The sequence below is a fragment of the Roseateles sp. P5_D6 genome (assembly GCF_054049415.1).
Window position 1 is genome coordinate 115,150 of sequence record NZ_JBFUMK010000010.1, and the last position, 15,109, is coordinate 130,258.

The window sequence follows — 15,109 nt, forward strand, 5'->3', positions numbered from 1 at the left end:
CCGCGTGACCGGCACGAGCGAAAGGACTGCATATGCTGAACAGCGCTCCCGTCACGACGATGCTGCCCGTGGCCGACATGGCCCGGGCGCGGGCTTTCTATGAAGGCTGCCTGGGGCTGGTGCCCGGCGGCCTGAAGCCGGATGGCAAATTCGTCTACAGCGTGGCCGGCAGCACGCTGGCTCTCTTCCCCAAGCCGGGCGGCACCAAAGCCGACCACACGGCCATCAGCTTCAAGGTGGACGATATCGCTGCCAGCATCGCCGAGCTCAAGCGGGCGGGCGTCGTCTTCGAGGACTACGACTTCCCGGACTTCAAGACCGTCGACCACGTCTGCGTGCTGGGGTCAGAGAAGGCGGCCTGGTTCAAGGACACCGAGGGCAATTACCTCTGCATCCACGAGGATCTGGCTTAGCCGCCAATCACGCCACAGCCCATGCGTGCACCACCGCCGCCCAGCGGCATCGGATGGTCAGCGTGGTTGTCGCCGCCGGCGTGAACCATCAATGCATGGCCTTTGACATCGGCCAGCTTGAGCCGCGGGCCCAGCACGGGCGACGTGGCGGTGCCGTCGGCACCCACATACAGCGGCGGCAGGTCGCCCAGGTGGCCATCGCCCCAGGGCTCGCCATGCTTCTTCGTGCCCTGCGGGTCGAGGTGGCCGCCGGCGGCACCGGCCGGCACGACGGCGCCGTTGCTCTCGGCGGGCGCGCAGGAGGGCTTCTCGTGGACATGGAAGCCATGCAGGCCGGGCGGCAGGCCCTTCAGCTGGGGATAGAAGGCCAGGCCATAAGGTGTCTCGACAATGCGGACGGTGCCGAGCGCAGCGCCATCGCCCTGCTTTTCGGCCAGGTTGAGGGTCACGGTGGCTTCGGCGGCCACGGCCAGCGAGCTGGCAAGCAGGCAGGCACCGGCGATGAACAGGCTTTTCATGAGGTCTCCTTGGTAGGTTGCCAAGCGTAGGCAATGGCTCACGGCGTTCGAATGTGACATGTACCGGCTTGACGGTACATGTCGTCTGCGTTGAGGGGATGGCCCACGAAGGTGGATGCTGACATGTCCGGAAGATTCCTTCCATGACGTCGGAAGACACCCACCGCGCGTCGCTCTCGTCCCTTCCCGCATGACTGGGAACCATGGCCGCCATGCATCGAACACCGGTGCACATCGCCCAAGGAGCCCATCACCATGCTGCAACGCCTCAAGACCCTCGCCGCTTCCATCCGCCACGCCTTCAGCCGCGGAGCCAGCCGCGGCCTTGAAGCTGCGCCCAGGGCCGCCCGTTCGCTGCGCCGCGCCCTGCCTCCGCTGCTGATCCTGACGGCCGTGACCGGCGTCGGCTATGCCGTCGTCACCCACCCGCCCCTGCAGGCCGTGCCCCACGGCCAGGCCGCGCTGCGCACCAACCAGTTCAGCGGCGGCACCAGTGAGTTCCGCGAAGGCAGCTTCATCCGCATTCCCGGCCTGCACGAGGTGCGCCTGTTCCCGCTGCGCGATCAGAGCTACCACCCTGAAGCCATCGCCAAGGCCCAGGGCTCGGCGCCGCTGCAGTCGGTGGAGGGCCTGTCCCTGGGCCTGGACATGAATGTGCGCTGGGCCGTGGATGAGAAACGCCTGGCCGAGCTGTCGCGCAAACTGCCCGACAACATCGAGGCCGACGTCATCGCGCCGGCCGTGCAGGCCGTCGTCTACAAGCAGATCGCCAAGCGCACCGTGCGCGAGATCTTCTCCAGCCAGCGCGCCGAGATCGCCGCGGCCCTGGAAGCCGAGCTGCGCGCCAAACTGGCCAACGACGGCATCGTGCTCAAGGGCGTGCAGATCGGCTCGGTGGACCTGCCGCCCGACTATCGCCGCGGCATGGACAGCCTGCTGGCCGACAGCCTGGCCAGCGAGCGCATGCGCTACACGCTGGAGATCGCCGACAAGAAGGTCAAGGAGACCGAGCTGACCGCCGCCGCCGACAAGGTGCGCCGCGAGACCGCCGCCGAGGCTGCCGGGCGCGAGCAGATCATTGCTGCCAAGGCCCAGGAAGAGGCCATGAAGCATGTGCTGCCCTTCAAGCAAAAGCAGATCGAGCAGCGCGCTCTCGAGGCGCAAGCCGACAGCGCCGCGCGCATCCAGCAGGCCGAAGGCCAGGCCAAGGCGCGCCGCATCGAGGTCGACGCCGAGGCCTCTGCGCGCCAGAAGCTGGCCGATGCCGAGGCCTACCGCCTGGGCCAAGTGGGCAAGGCCAATGCCAGCCAGATGGCGGCCGAGGGCGCGCTGCTGACCAAGCACCCGCTGCTGGTGCAGAAGGCCATGGTCGACAAGCTGTCGGACAAGGTGCAGGTCATCATTGCCCCGCCTGGTTCGGGCGGCTTCATCGGCAGCGCGCTGCTGGGCGGCACCTCGGCTCAGCCGCGGGCCACTGAAGCCACCACGGAGAGGGAGTAAGCCATCATGCGTCGCATTGCGCTGATCGTCGTCGCCTCCGCCGTCGCCGCCGTCGTCATGACCAAAGCTGAAGCCGCGCCTTCCGCCGAGCTGCCCGCGTTCCCGCGCGCCGGCCTGGTGGTGCAGGACGCGCCGCTACGCGGTGCGCCGCGCGACACCGCCTCGCTGCAGGCCCAGATGGCGCGCGGCGAGGCGCTGGAGATCCGCGCCGAGCGCGGCGACCACTGGCAGGTCTGGGACTACCGCCGCGAGCGCGGGGGCTGGCTGCGCAAGGGCCAGATCCTTGTGGTGCCGCGTGGCGAGGGCGCCAGCGCCGAGCTGCTGTCGCAACTGCGCCTGGCTCGCCAGCAATGGGGCACCGAGGGCCTGGGGCTGGGCCTGGCCGCGGCCTATGTGCAGCTGGCCACGCCGGCCGAGTTCGCCGGCCCCGGCGGCGCCGAGGCGCTGGAGGCCATGGGCATGTTCGCCGAGCGCATTGCCGACCGTGCCTCACAGCCGGCCGCCAAGCCGACCGAGGGCCAGCTGGCCGCGCAGATGGACGTCGCGGCGCGCTATGGCCTCAAGTTCGAGTCCTTCGACGTGGAGGAAGGGCGTGTACAGGTCTGCTACGACGGCGAGGTGTTCCGCCGCATGCTGGTCACGGCCGCCACACCCGAGCAGCGCGTGCGGGCCGTGCTGGCGATCACGCGGCCCGACTGCCTGAACCCGCGCGCCACCCCGCGCGAGGCCGAGGCGCGGGATCAGTGGCGCCAGCAGGTGCTGGCCCAGGTCGATGCGGCCAGCCTGCCCGCCTACTGGAAGAACCGTCTGTTGATGCGCCGCGCCAGCGTTGCCGCCAGCCTGGCCTTTGCCCAGGCGCGCCGCGGTGCGGGGGGCGAGGCCGTGCCGGCCCTGGCCGAGTTTGCCGGCATCACGCCGACCGAGCTGACCGAGGACGACCAGGCCGCCTATGCCGACGCCGCCATGCGCGTGAACGCGGCGCGCTGGCTGGGCACGGCCGCCACGGCACGTGACTTCGGCGCCGTGCAGCTCACGCTGCAGCCAGGTGCGGACGGCGAGCGCTGCGTGGAGTTGAAGGAGGGCGGCAAGCTGGCTGCGCGCCGCTGCAGCTATGGCCAGATCGCGCTGGCCTCGGCCTCGCTGAACCGCGAGGGCCGTGCTCTGGCCCTGGCCGCCCAGCCGCTGGATGGCTGGCGCGAGCTGTGGGTGTTCCTGAAGGAGCCGGGCAGGAGCGGCGGCTGGCGCATCGAGGTGATGCCGCCGGCGCCGGCCCAGCCGGGCCTGGGCGTGGCCGAGTTCGCCGGCTGGGTGCCGGGTGGCGCGCAGATGCTGCTGGCCCGCGAGTTCCGCGCCGAGGGCAAGTACCGCCGCAGCTTCGAGGTCGTGTCGCTCAGCAACCTGGCGACCGAACGCCAGTCCAGCGAGCCGGCATTGATGGGCGCCTTCCAGCGCTGGGCCGACCCCGCCTGGCGGGGCAGCTCGCCGATGCGGCGTTGAGCGAAACCTCGCTGGCGCTTCGGCTGTGGCTCATGACGTCGTTCAACCCAACTGCCAGGAATGAGATTCGACAGGCGCCAGAATGCCGGCCTGTTGCCACGGACTGCGGAACCCGACCATGCCCCAGATGCTGCTCATCGTCGAACCCACGGGCCAGCGCGCCGAACGCGGCCGCGTTGCCGGCGAGGCTGTCTACCAGCGCATGCTGGACTTCACCGCCGAACTCAAGGAGACCGGCCTGCTGCTGGGCACCAACTCCCTGGGCACGGCGGCCAAGCGCTATGCCAAGCGCAGCGGTGACGCCCAGGTCTGGGACGGCCCATTTGCGGAGGCCAAAGAGATGGTGGGCGGCTATTTCCTGCTCGACACCGAAGACCCCGCCGTTGCCATGGCCTGGGCCGAGCGATGCCCGGCAGCGGAATGGGCCACCGTGGAGATCCGCGGCGTCGGGCCTTGCTACATGTAGGCCTCCCGTTCAGCGCCGCCGCCGTGCCAGTGCCGCCAGGCCGCCGAGCATCAAGGCCCAGGTTCCCGGCTCGGGCACGGCGGCGATGCGCAGGCTCAAGTCCACCGTGTCGCCGTTGAAGGCCCCGTCGGCGCCGAAACCGACGGCGAAGTCCAGGTGGTCGCCGGCCGCGAGCACGATGGTCTGCGAGAACGACGACCCGGGGTGGGACGCGTCGAGCGCGACGGCGTGCAGCGCCAGCTGGTTCCTCAACACGTGGACGTCGGTCAAGCCGACGTCGTCGCGCGTGAAGGTGGCCTCGACGCGGAAGCTGCCCGCCTGCGGTGCCGTCCATCGCACGATGCTGAGCCGGCCGTCATTGCCCGGGTGCAAACCCAGCTCGCCGGGCAGGACGGCGCCGCTGCCATAGTCGATGGCGGCGGCGGTGCCGTTGTGGAACACCAGCGGGTACATGCCGGGAAAGGTGAGCCCGCCGGCATTCCAGCTGCTGGCGCCGTAGAACACCGTGCCGGGCGTGCCATAGGCCTCGAAACTGCCGCCCAGCGTCGCCGTCGAGCCATAGGCCCACGGCCCCGTGGGGTTGGCCGCGCTGGAGAAGTCGGCCGCGGCATCGAACACCTGGGCCGAGGCCAGCAGCGGCGCCACTGCCAGTGCAGCGAAGGCCACGGCGCGAGGAAGACGGGTGCAGCGCAGGGAGAAGGGGTTCATCGCAGTGGCCTGGATCGTGGAGACACCACCAATGTGCCGGGCCACCGTCTCCGCTCCGTCTCCACGGCGCAGGCGGCCTAGGTAATTTCCCTAGGCATGTCGATTCGGGCCCATCTGCATCGTCGTGCAAGTGAAGGCCGCGAAAGCCGCCGCCTCGTCACCAGGAGACCTGCCATGCGATTCATGATCCAAGTCCGCGCCCGAGCCACCAGCGAGCGCGGCGACCCGCCCGGCCCCGAATACGCCAAGCTGTTCGAGGAGATGGGCGCCTTCCACGAGGAGATGGCGCGCGCCGGCGTGCTGCTCGACGGTGCCGGCCTGCGGCCCAGCCGCGACGGCTGGCGCCAGCGCTACGGCAAGGACGGCAGCCGCACCATCATCGACGGCCCCTTCGCCGAGACCAAGGAGCTGATCGCCGGCTACACGCTGATCCAGGTGCGCTCCGTCGAGGAGGCCCGTGCCTGGGCCAGCCGCTTCCCGCAGCCCTTCCTGAGCGAGGACTGCGAGATCGAGGTGCGGCGGCTCTACGAAGACGCCGATTTCGCCCCCGGCGGCGACATGGCCATCCGTGCCGAATGAGGAGCGCACCATGAGCAACCTCACCATCATCTTCATCTGCCTGGGTGTCGCCCTCGTGCTGCTGCTGGCCTATGCCGCCACCCGGCCCGACGTTTTCCGGGTCGAGCGCCACGTGCGCATCGCCGCACCGGCCGACAAGGTCTGGCCCCTGGTCAGCGAGTTGCGCGCCTTCAACCGCTGGAACCCCTATGAGCGCAAGGACCCGCTGATCAAGAGCGCCTACAGCGGCGCCTCGAGCGGCATCGGCTCCCGCTACGACTGGGACAGCAAGGAAGTTGGCAGCGGCAGCCTGGAGATCGTCAGCCAACAGCCCGGCCGCGCCGTGCAGATGAAGCTGGATTTCGTGAAGCCCTTCGAGGCCCACAACCAGGCCGAGTTCGTGCTGCAGCCCACGCCCGACGGCGCCACCGAGGTGCGCTGGGCCATGCACGGCCCGGCCAACTTCATCAGCAAGCTGATGGGCGTCTTCATCGACATGGACAAGATGGTGGGCCGCGACTTCGAGGCCGGCCTGCAGAACCTGCGGCAGCTCTCGGAGGCCCAGACGTCATGAGCGCCGCCCGGCCGTCCGAAGGCGCTCAACTCCCGCTTGGCGGGACAGCGCGCAGCACGAAGGGTGCCCAATGACCGACCTCGACTTCAGCATCGACATTGCCGCCCCGGTCGCGCGGGTCTGGGACTGCATGTTCGACCCCACCGCCTACCGCGACTGGACCCGCGCCTTCGCCGAGGGCTCCTATTACGAAGGCGTCTGGGCGGCGGGCCGGCGCATCCGCTTCCTCGACCCCAAGGGTTTTGGCATGGAGGCCATCGTCGACGAATGCATCCTGCACGAGCGCTTGTCGCTGCGCCTGGTCGGCGAGATCAAGGACGGCCGTCCGCTGCCCGACAGCCGCCTGTACGACGAGCCCGCGCACGAGCGCTACGTCTTCAGCGCCACGCCCGCCGGCACGCAGCTGACGGTGCACCTGCAAAGCTGGGACGACGGCTTCACCGACTTTCTCCAGACCACCTGGCCCCAGGCGCTGCGCCGCCTCAAGGCCCTGGCCGAATCCATTCACTGAAAGGAATCACCATGCAGATCAAGATTGCGAGCGTCATGGTCGATGACCAGGACAAGGCCTTGGCCTTCTATACGGGCAAGCTTGGCTTCAAGAAGATGGCCGACATCCCCATGGGGCCGACCTACCGCTGGCTGACCGTCGTGTCGCCCGACGGCATTGCCGGCGTCGAGCTGGCCCTGGAGCCCATGGGCTTTGCGCCGGCCAAGGTCTACCAGAAGGCCTTGTTCGAGGCCAACATCCCGGCCACCGCCTTTGTCACCGAGGACGTCGAGGCCGAAGCCCGCAAGCTGCGCGAGCGCGGCGTCGTCGTGCGCGGCGAGCCCGAGAACATGGGGCCGATCAAGGCCGTCATGTTCGAGGATGGTTGCGGCAACCTCATCCATCTCGTCCAACCCCTCGTCAAACCCGAGTGAGCATCACTATGCACAAGCAGATCTACGTCAACATGCCTGTCAAGGACCTGGCCAAAAGCAAGGCCTTCTTCGAGGCTGTGGGCTACAAGTTCAATCCGCAATTCACCAACGACAAAGGCGCCGCCATGGAGCTGGGCGAGAACCTCTTCGCCATGCTGCTGGCCGAGGACTTCGCCAGGACCTTCACCCCCAAGGCCTTTCCGGACGCCAAGACCGCAACCACGGGCTGGGTGTGCCTGAGCTGCGAAAGCCGCGAGGAGGTCGACGCCTTGGTCGCGAAGGCGAAGGCTGCCGGCGGCAACATCCCGAGCGAGCCGCAGGACCATGGCTTCATGTACGGCCATGGCTTCGAGGACCTGGACGGGCACCACTGGGAACTCGTCCACATGAGCGGCATGCCGCCGCAAGCCTGACCCCGCAACGTCAAGGAGACGACCATGCAGATCCAGCAAAAACTCGCACCCTTCATCTGGTACCAGCGCGGTGCCGAAGACGCGGTGGCGCACTACCTGAAGGTGTTCGGCGCCGACAAGGGCCGCATCATCCACACCCAGCGCTGGGGCCAGGACTCGCCCGGCGAGGCCGGCAGCGTCATGCTGCTCAACTTCGAGCTGTTCGGCGTGCACATGACGGCCTTCAATGGCGGCACCCACTTCAAGCTCGACGAGGCTTTCTCGTTGACCGTCGCTTGCGAAGACCAGGCCGAGATCGACAAGCTCTGGGAGCAGTTGCCCGCGGGCGGTGGCAAGACGTCGGAATGCAGCTGGCTGAAGGATGCCTGGGGCCTGTCCTGGCAGATCCTGCCCGCAGCCTGGTTCGACATGATCCGGGACCCCGACCCGGCCCGCGTGCAGCGCGTCTTCCAGGCCATCTGGCGCATGCAGAAGATCGATCTCGCGGCCCTCAAGCGCGCCTACGACGGCACCTGACGCCGTGAGCCATGCTGAACTTGCCGCCGGCGTCTGGCGCATCGAGCGCAGCCGCCTCGTGGGCGCGGCGGCCAAGATGCTGCGCGACCTCGACGAGGCCGAGGACTGTGCCCAGGACGCCCTCATCGCTGCCATGGAGAACTGGCCGCGCGACGGCCAGCCCAACAACCCTGCCGCCTGGCTGATGACCGCCACCCGCAACAAGGCCCTGGACCGGCTGCGCCGCCGCGCGATGCTGGAGCGCGAGCATGAGCACCTCGCGGCCGACGATGAGGCCGCCGGCACCCACGTCGTGCCCGACTTCGTCGACCACCTCGACGCCGCCCGTGACCAAGCCGAGATCGGCGACGAGCAGCTGCGCCTGATCTTCATCGCCTGCCACCCGGTGTTGCCGCGCGAGGCCCAGGTCGCGCTGACGTTGCGCCTGCTCGGCGGCCTGGAGACGCCCGAGATCGCACGCGCCTTCCTGCAGCCCGAGGCCACCGTGGCCCAGCGCATCGTGCGCGCCAAGAAGGCGCTCAACGGCCAGGCCTACGAGCTGCCGAGCGCCGACGAGCGCGAGCAGCGCCTGGGCGCCGTGCTGGCGGTCGTCTACCTGATCTTCAACGAGGGCCACAGCGCCGGCAGCGGCGCCAGCCTGCTGCGGCCGGCGCTGTGCGACGAAGCCCTGCGCCTGGTGCGCCAGCTGCAGCACCTGCTGCCTCAAGACGCCGAAGTGCATGGCCTGGCCGCCCTGCTGGAGATCCAGGCCTCGCGCCTGCCCGCGCGGCTGGACGCCCAGGGCCGCCCCGTGCTGCTGCCCGACCAGGACCGCCGCCGTTGGGACCCGCTGCTGATCCGCCGTGGGCTGGCGGCGCTGGAACGCGCGCTGAGCCTGGGCGAGCCAGGGCCTTACACCTTGCAGGCAGCAATTGCGGCTTGCCATGCGCGCGCGGCGCGCGCCGAGGACACCGACTGGCACGCCATCGTCGGCGGCTACGACCGCCTGCTCGCGCTCAACCCCTCGCCCGTGATCGCGCTGAATCGCGCCGTGGCCGTCAGCTTCGCCGACGGGCCGGCCGCCGCCTGGCCGCTGCTCGAGCAACTGGCCGCCGAGCCGCAGCTCAAGCGCTACCCCTTCCTGGCCGGCGCCCAGGCCGACGTGCTGGAGCGCCTGGGCCGCGTCGGCGAGGCGCGCGAGGCCTATCTGCGGGCCGCGGAGCTGACGGACAACGAGGTGCAGCGCGAGCTGCTGACGGAACGGGCCAGGCGACTGGCCAACTGAACCGGAAGGATTGCCACCATGACCATCACCATCACCGCCTTTGACCGTTCGCCCGACGGCGGCAAGGGGCTGGCGCGCGACACGCGCGTGCGCTGGGCCCTCGAGGAAACCGGCCTGCCCTACGAGGTTCGCCTGGTGCCCATGCCGGCGATGAAGGAGGCCGCTCACCTGGCGCTGCATCCCTTCGGCCAGATCCCCACCTACGAGGAAGGCGACCTCACGCTGTTCGAGACCGGGTCCATCGTGCTGCACATCGCCGAGCGCCGGCCGGGCCTGTTCCCCGCCGATGCCAACGCCAGGGCACGGGCCATCACGTGGATGTTCGCCGCGCTCAACTCGGTCGAGCCGCCCATCCTCGAACTCGTCATCGTCAAGTTCGCGGAAGGCGACAAACCCTGGAAGGACGAGCGCCAGCCTCTGGTCGAGAACCGGGTGCGGGCGCGGCTGACCCAACTGGCCGCCCGCCTGGGTGATGCCCAATGGCTGGACGGCGATTTCAGCGCGGGTGACCTGCTGATGGTGTCGGTGCTGCTGCGCGTCAGGCCGTCCGGCCTGCTGAACGAGTTCCCCAGCCTGGCTGCCTACGTCGCCCGCGGCGAAGCCCGCCCTGCCTACCAGCGGGCCTTTGCCGCCCAGCTGGCCGTCAACACGCGCGCAGCCTAGGCATGGGCCGGTCTCTGGCGAGCCCGGCGGGCGGGGTTACTTGCGCCGAATGAACTTGACGGCGACCAGTACGCCCAGGGCCAGCGCCACCAGGGGCCAGCTGCCGGGCTCCGGCGTCGGGCACGGCGGCGTGCCCGGCTGGCCGCAATTGGCCTGGGCCTGAGCCAGGGCGGGCAGCAAAGCCATGCCGGCCACGGCCGCGCGGCTCATCAGGGTGGACAGGGTTCTCATGCTTGTCTCCTTGCCCGGAATCCCTCCGGTGTGAAGAGCTTGGGCGGCGCTTCACCCGCTTTCAACCGGGCTTGTCCTGCAAACGAGTGGCAGACCCCGCAGATCCGGGGGAGGTTCGCCTTCGCCTGAGGACGGCCGCGCGACGGTACGGACCCCTGAAAGCCGTCAGGCCGCCGACTTGGCCGCTCAGAATTCGCCGCCGCTGAAGCGCGTGTCAGGCAGCTGCAGCAGGCTGCGCAGCTGCAGCCGTGTCGACGGCCAGACCGTCAGCGGGGGATTGACGGAGTCGAGGTGGGCCTCGCGCGCGGCGCCCAGGCCCTGGCGGTGGGCCAGCTCGACGAAGGCCTGGGTGGCATCGCGCGGCAGGGCCTGGGCGAACAGAAAGCCCTGGCCCAGGCTGCAGCCCAGCTCGGTCAGCACCTGGTGCTGCTCGGCGGTCTCGATGCCCTCGGCCACCGTGTGCAGGCCCAGGGCCTGGGCGAGGTCATGGATGGCCGCGACGATGGCGCGTGCCGTCGCGCCGGCCTGCGGGTGGTCGAGATCGGCGATGAAGGCGCGGTCGATCTTGAGCTGGTCCAGCGGCAGGCGGCGCAGATAGGCCAGCGACGAGAAGCCGGTGCCGAAGTCGTCCAGCGCAGTGCGCACACCCAGGGCGCGCAGCCGCGTCAGCAGGTCGATGGCGTGTTGGCTGTCCTTCAGCAGGGCCGATTCGGTCAGTTCGATCTCCAGGCGGTCGGCAGGCAGGCCGGTGCGCTCCAGCGCCTCCAGCACATGCAGCTCGATGGGGCTGCGCTCGAACTGCAGGGCCGACACGTTGACGGCGACGCGCAGCTCGCCCGGCCAGCGCGCTGCGTCGCGGCAGGCGATGAGCAGGGCCCAGGCGCCGATGGTGATGATGAGGCCGCTGTCTTCGGCCAACGGGATAAAGACGGCCGGTGGCACCAGGCCGCGCACGGGATGGCGCCAGCGCATCAGCGCCTCGAAGCCCCGCAGCTTGCCCGTGGCCAGCTCGATCTGTGGCTGGTAGTGCATCTCCAGTTGATCCGCGTCCAGCGCCAGCCGCAGGTCGGCCAGCAGGGCGAGGCGGTCCTGGGCGGCCTGCTGCAGGGCCGGCTCGTAGAGCACGAGGCGGTCGCGCCCGGCGGCCTTGGCGGCGAACAGGGCCAGGTCGGCAGCGCGCAGCAGCGGGTCGGCTGCCTGGGCATGGCGAGGCGCGCAGGCCGCGCCGATGCTGACGCGCACGTCGATCTCGTTGCCGTCGATGGAAACCGGCACGCGCAGGGCCGAGCGCAATTGCTTGCCCAGGCGTTGCATGGCTTCGGGGCTGAGCTCGCCGCGCAGCAGCACGGCGAATTCGTCGGCGCCCAGCCGCGCGACCAGGTCGCCGTTGCCGCGCCGCGCTGCCAGGCTGTCGTGCAGCCGCTCGCCCACGGCGGCCAGCAGGTGGTCGCCGGCGGCATGGCCCAGGCTGTCGTTGACCTGCTTGAAGCAGTCCAGGTCCAGCAGCAGCACGGTGCACGGCGAGATGGGCCCGCCGCCGCCGAGATAAAGGGCCAGGCGGCGGTGGAACTGATGGCGGTTGGCCAGGCCGGTGACGGTGTCCTGGTCGGTCAGGCGCAGCAGCTCGCGTTCGCGCTCGCGCACCTCGCTGATATCGCTGCCCACGCCGCGCCAGCCGCCGTCGCCTTCCAGGCGCCGCCCGCTGAGCGTCCACCAGACATCCTCGCCGCCAACCCGCAGATGCAGGGCGTGATCGCTCAGCGGTTCGGTCGCCAGCAGCGCGTCGCCCAGTCGGTCCAGGCGCTGCTGGGCGTCGGCGTTGTTGGCGGGCAGCTGGTGGGCCAGTACGGCCAGCAGCGGCTCGCCGATCAGGTCCTGCGCCCGCTGGCCCAGGCTTTCGGCCATGCGCTGCGAGACATGGCGCAGCCGGCCGTCGCGGCCCAATTCCCACAGCCAGTCGCTGGCGTGATGTTCGAAGTCGCGCAGCAGCAGCGACACCGTGAGCCGGTCCCGTGCGGCCTCGTGCTGGGCGTGGCGGCCCAGCAGGAAGAGGCGGGCATTCAGCAGTGCCGCCATGCACAGCGCGATGGCGTACAACGGCAGCAACGGCAGCAGCCCGTCCATCCAGGGAAGCGGCAGCAGCGCGATGCCCACGGCCAGCGTGCCGCAGGCGCCCAGCACCCAGCCGATGGCCACGGCGGGCAGCAGCGCGAACATCCAGGCTGCGGCGGCAATGGCGCCGGCCGCGGTGGCCACCAGCGGCGCGTGCAGGCCGGGCTCGGCCTGCTGGGCAACCTGCAGCAGCAGCACCGCGTCCAGCACGCCGCCGGCAAAAAGGTCCAGCGCCAGCAGCAGCCCGGCACGGATGCCGCGCGGCGGCGCGTCGGGTGGGCGGCGGTGGCGTTCATGCCGCCACAGCGCGAAGTTGAAGCCGTTGAGCGCCACCAGTGCCATCAGCGTGGGCGCGACGGGCAGCAGGTCAATGCGCCCTTTCAGTGCCACCAGCAGCAGCGCGATGGCGATGGCCGTGGCCACGACCGAGGCAGGCAACTGGCCGACGACGGCGCGCCACTGGTCGTCCCGCAGCTTGGCCGCCTCTGCCGGATCGCCCGGCACCTCCCAGGCGGCATGGATCAGCCGCTTGAACCCCGCCAGCGGCCACCGGGCAGGCAGTGCAAAAGGGGGCAGTGGCTCGGCCATGGCGAGCCCATCCTAGGCGGGCCCTGGCCGGCGTGGGTGTGACGCAATGCCGATTCGCCCGCAATCAGCGCGGCGCAAGCTTCACGGGCCCAGGGTCAGCGCTGTGCCGTGTTCTCGCGCACCATGCGCTGCATCAGCGTGAAGAAGCGGTCGTAGAACTCGCCCGCGGGAATGGTCTCGGAGGCCACCTTGACGAGGGAGTCATCGCTCGATGACAGCGGCACCGAGATCGAGCCCAGCGCGCTGACGCCGAGGCTGGCGGCCTGGTTGCTTTTCTTCAGCGCGTAGCGGTCCTGCTGGGCGCTGACATAGGCCGTCGCGATCTGCTGCTTGGGGCCATCGCCGACGCAGACAACGTTGAATGCGATCTCCACATGCACCTCGCCCGCGGGCTGGAAGTGCTTGGCACCGCGCACGACGCCGCTTTCCGCCTTGCTGATCACATAGCCCTGGCTGAGCAGGGCGCGCCGGGCGGCCTCGCAGGTGTCGTCGACATTGGCGTCGAACAGCCGCGAGAAAGTCTCCTCGGCAGCAAAGCTCTCACCCTGGTAGACCGATTTCTCGGCTTTCGTCGACCTGGAGGGCAGGCCGCCGCAGCCAGCCAGCAGCGTGAGGAGCAGGAAGGCGGACAAGGTCAGGGAGCAGAGGCGATGCATGGGTCGATTATTCCGTCCGCGAAAGGGCGCTTTGTTGCCGGGCGGGCGCCGGGGCCCGCGCGCAACGCCGCCGGGCCGGGATCCGATGACAGGGACATTCAGGGGAAGGTGCGGCATTCAGCGTGCCCATCAGCCGGGCAGACGGAACGCGAAGCGGCAAGGCTGCCACGGACGGTGCAGGCAGGCGGCAATGTAAGCGCGGGCTCACAACGCTGAACTCTGCGATGCCCATCCGGACCGGCATCGACCGTTGATCGGGTTTTGCTTCACATGCGGCCATTGAGGGCGAAGATGCGCCGCATGAAGCGCCGTACCTTCGCATTCGCCGCACTGCTGCCGGCTCTGGCCTGGGCCGAAGAGACTGCTGAGTCCGCATTCGGCGGCCATGGCATGGCCGTGTTCGGCGGCCGCGAGGGCCTGTATGCCTCGCACCTGCCGATGTTCCACACGCCGCATGACAGCCAGGTGCTGCTGCGCTTTCACCTCGCCGATGCGGCGGCCGACAAGTCGCTGCGCGAGACGCTGGCCCGCCAGCCCAGCCTGTGGACCTTCGACCCCGAGGCCTTTGACCTGCTGCGCTTCACACCAGGCCACGCCAAGCCGCTGCGCGAATTCAAGGCGCGCTTCTTCGCGGGCCACTTCGAGCGTGGCGGCAAGCCACAGTCGGCCGAGCAGCGCGTCGTCGTCGATGAGGTGATGCTGTTTCGGCGGCTGAGCCCCGCTCAACGCGAGGCATCGACCGGGCGCTATCGGCTGATCGGCAAGGGCAGCGAGTGGTTCGCGGTCAAGACCATCGACCGCCGCCCGGACTTCGACCACATCGTGCGCCTGAAGGCACCCCAGGTCCGCGGCGAGGTCGATGTGCCGCTGCAGGGCGTCGCCAGGCCTGGCGCCACTGTCCAACGTGCCTTCAAGGCCAAGGGGCTGACCGAGATCTACTTCGAGACCGACGACCTGCGTTGAGAATCGCTTCCAACCCAGGAGGCTTTATGGACAACCCCAGCGTCACCCTGATCCAGCGTCAGGGCTACCAGTTCGAACACCATTACGCGCCGGAGCTGCCGGTGCTGCTATCGGACGAGCCCGTGCCCTTCGGTACCGGGCTGGGGCCCGATCCGGTCGAACTGCTGGCCTCGGCCATCGGCAATTGCCTCTCCGCATCGCTGTGGTTTGCCTGCCAGAAGTACAAGGACGACCCGTCGCCGCTGCGTACCGAGGTCAAGGCGACCGTCGGCAGGAACGAGCGCGGGCGCAACCGCGTGCAGGGCCTGGCGGTGGACCTGCACCTGGGCAAGCCAGCCGACCAGCTCGGCCACATTCAGCGTGTGCTGGACACCTTCGAGGACTTCTGCACCGTCACGCAGAGCGTGGCGCCGGCCATTCCCGTGACGCTGCGCGTGCTGGACAGCACTGGTGCGGTTCTGAAGCCCGCCGCGGCCGTGTGAATTCTTTGCGGGTCGAGCGCCGGGCCGCTCCCTAGCCGGTCCGCGCTGGCGATGTGCTTGCGG

General features: G+C 69.6%; 19 protein-coding genes. 14 read left to right on the forward strand and 5 right to left on the reverse strand.

The window, feature by feature from the left end; all coding sequences use genetic code 11:
• Positions 1 to 32 precede the first annotated feature (32 nt).
• The gene (locus ACXJKM_RS15330) at positions 33 to 413 is read left to right on the forward strand and encodes a VOC family protein (protein WP_457353436.1); all 381 of its coding nucleotides are present in this window, start codon (positions 33 to 35) and stop codon (positions 411 to 413) included.
• Here the strand turns inward: ACXJKM_RS15330 and sodC are convergent.
• Positions 410 to 931 (reverse strand): superoxide dismutase [Cu-Zn] SodC, encoded by a 522-nt coding sequence (gene sodC / locus ACXJKM_RS15335; protein WP_457353438.1) that lies wholly within the window; start codon positions 929 to 931, stop codon positions 410 to 412. The two genes, ACXJKM_RS15330 and sodC, sit on opposite strands and share 4 nt — an antisense overlap.
• A 255-nt stretch (positions 932 to 1,186) precedes the next feature.
• Between sodC and ACXJKM_RS15340 the strand changes: the two genes are divergently transcribed.
• The 3 genes from ACXJKM_RS15340 (at position 1,187) to ACXJKM_RS15350 (ending at position 4,394) form a co-directional block, all read left to right on the forward strand.
• On the forward strand, positions 1,187 to 2,431 hold the full coding sequence (locus tag ACXJKM_RS15340; protein ID WP_457353440.1) for an SPFH domain-containing protein: 1,245 nt from the start codon (positions 1,187 to 1,189) through the stop codon (positions 2,429 to 2,431).
• 6 nt (positions 2,432 to 2,437) lie between these two features.
• Positions 2,438 to 3,928 carry a hypothetical protein gene (locus ACXJKM_RS15345; protein ID WP_457353441.1) on the forward strand — a complete coding sequence of 497 codons (1,491 nt, stop codon included), beginning with the start codon at positions 2,438 to 2,440 and terminating at the stop codon, positions 3,926 to 3,928.
• 118 nt (positions 3,929 to 4,046) lie between these two features.
• Entirely contained in the window at positions 4,047 to 4,394 is a 348-nt protein-coding gene (locus tag ACXJKM_RS15350) for a YciI family protein (protein ID WP_457322187.1), read from the forward strand.
• Positions 4,395 to 4,403: 9 nt separating this feature from the next.
• Here the strand turns inward: ACXJKM_RS15350 and ACXJKM_RS15355 are convergent, their stop codons facing one another.
• Entirely contained in the window at positions 4,404 to 5,102 is a 699-nt protein-coding gene (locus tag ACXJKM_RS15355; protein ID WP_457353442.1) for a PEP-CTERM sorting domain-containing protein, read from the reverse strand.
• Between the two features lie 174 nt (positions 5,103 to 5,276).
• Here ACXJKM_RS15355 and ACXJKM_RS15360 point away from each other — a divergent pair, with 174 nt between their 5' ends.
• The 8 genes from ACXJKM_RS15360 (at position 5,277) to ACXJKM_RS15395 (ending at position 10,014) form a co-directional block, all read left to right on the forward strand.
• The gene (locus tag ACXJKM_RS15360; RefSeq protein ID WP_457322192.1) at positions 5,277 to 5,681 is read left to right on the forward strand and encodes a YciI family protein; all 405 of its coding nucleotides are present in this window, start codon (positions 5,277 to 5,279) and stop codon (positions 5,679 to 5,681) included.
• Between the two features lie 10 nt (positions 5,682 to 5,691).
• On the forward strand, positions 5,692 to 6,234 hold the full coding sequence (locus ACXJKM_RS15365) for an SRPBCC family protein (RefSeq protein ID WP_457353444.1): 543 nt from the start codon (positions 5,692 to 5,694) through the stop codon (positions 6,232 to 6,234).
• Between the two features lie 70 nt (positions 6,235 to 6,304).
• Entirely contained in the window at positions 6,305 to 6,745 is a 441-nt protein-coding gene (locus ACXJKM_RS15370) for an SRPBCC family protein (RefSeq protein WP_457353446.1), read from the forward strand.
• Between the two features lie 11 nt (positions 6,746 to 6,756).
• Positions 6,757 to 7,158: a VOC family protein gene (locus ACXJKM_RS15375; protein ID WP_457353448.1), complete on the forward strand. Its 402-nt coding sequence runs from the start codon at positions 6,757 to 6,759 to the stop codon at positions 7,156 to 7,158.
• A gap of 8 nt (positions 7,159 to 7,166) precedes the next feature.
• The gene (locus ACXJKM_RS15380) at positions 7,167 to 7,571 is read left to right on the forward strand and encodes a VOC family protein (protein ID WP_457353588.1); all 405 of its coding nucleotides are present in this window, start codon (positions 7,167 to 7,169) and stop codon (positions 7,569 to 7,571) included.
• A gap of 24 nt (positions 7,572 to 7,595) precedes the next feature.
• Positions 7,596 to 8,087: a VOC family protein gene (locus ACXJKM_RS15385; RefSeq protein ID WP_457322368.1), complete on the forward strand. Its 492-nt coding sequence runs from the start codon at positions 7,596 to 7,598 to the stop codon at positions 8,085 to 8,087.
• A 4-nt stretch (positions 8,088 to 8,091) separates the two neighbouring features.
• Complete coding sequence (locus ACXJKM_RS15390) at positions 8,092 to 9,351, forward strand: RNA polymerase sigma factor (RefSeq protein ID WP_056191174.1); 1,260 nt, start codon at positions 8,092 to 8,094, stop codon at positions 9,349 to 9,351.
• Positions 9,352 to 9,369: 18 nt separating this feature from the next.
• A complete protein-coding gene (locus ACXJKM_RS15395) occupies positions 9,370 to 10,014 on the forward strand; it encodes a glutathione S-transferase family protein (RefSeq protein WP_056191176.1) in 645 nt (214 codons plus the stop codon).
• A gap of 36 nt (positions 10,015 to 10,050) precedes the next feature.
• On the opposite strand, the gene ACXJKM_RS15400 is transcribed toward ACXJKM_RS15395, so the two are convergent.
• The 3 genes from ACXJKM_RS15400 to ACXJKM_RS15410 all read right to left on the reverse strand — a co-directional run bounded on the left by ACXJKM_RS15400 (position 10,051) and on the right by ACXJKM_RS15410 (position 13,601).
• Positions 10,051 to 10,245: a PEP-CTERM sorting domain-containing protein gene (locus tag ACXJKM_RS15400; RefSeq protein ID WP_056191178.1), complete on the reverse strand. Its 195-nt coding sequence runs from the start codon at positions 10,243 to 10,245 to the stop codon at positions 10,051 to 10,053.
• 186 nt (positions 10,246 to 10,431) lie between these two features.
• The gene (locus ACXJKM_RS15405; RefSeq protein ID WP_457322374.1) at positions 10,432 to 12,945 is read right to left on the reverse strand and encodes a putative bifunctional diguanylate cyclase/phosphodiesterase; all 2,514 of its coding nucleotides are present in this window, start codon (positions 12,943 to 12,945) and stop codon (positions 10,432 to 10,434) included.
• A gap of 95 nt (positions 12,946 to 13,040) precedes the next feature.
• Positions 13,041 to 13,601: a DUF2242 domain-containing protein gene (locus tag ACXJKM_RS15410; RefSeq protein ID WP_457322376.1), complete on the reverse strand. Its 561-nt coding sequence runs from the start codon at positions 13,599 to 13,601 to the stop codon at positions 13,041 to 13,043.
• Between the two features lie 300 nt (positions 13,602 to 13,901).
• Here ACXJKM_RS15410 and ACXJKM_RS15415 point away from each other — a divergent pair, with 300 nt between their 5' ends.
• Together ACXJKM_RS15415 and ACXJKM_RS15420 are read left to right on the forward strand one after the other, a co-directional pair.
• Positions 13,902 to 14,564, forward strand: a complete 663-nt coding sequence (locus ACXJKM_RS15415) for a hypothetical protein (protein WP_457322378.1) — start codon at positions 13,902 to 13,904, stop codon at positions 14,562 to 14,564.
• A 26-nt stretch (positions 14,565 to 14,590) separates the two neighbouring features.
• Complete coding sequence (locus tag ACXJKM_RS15420) at positions 14,591 to 15,046, forward strand: OsmC family protein (RefSeq protein ID WP_457322380.1); 456 nt, start codon at positions 14,591 to 14,593, stop codon at positions 15,044 to 15,046.
• Positions 15,047 to 15,109 lie beyond the last annotated feature (63 nt).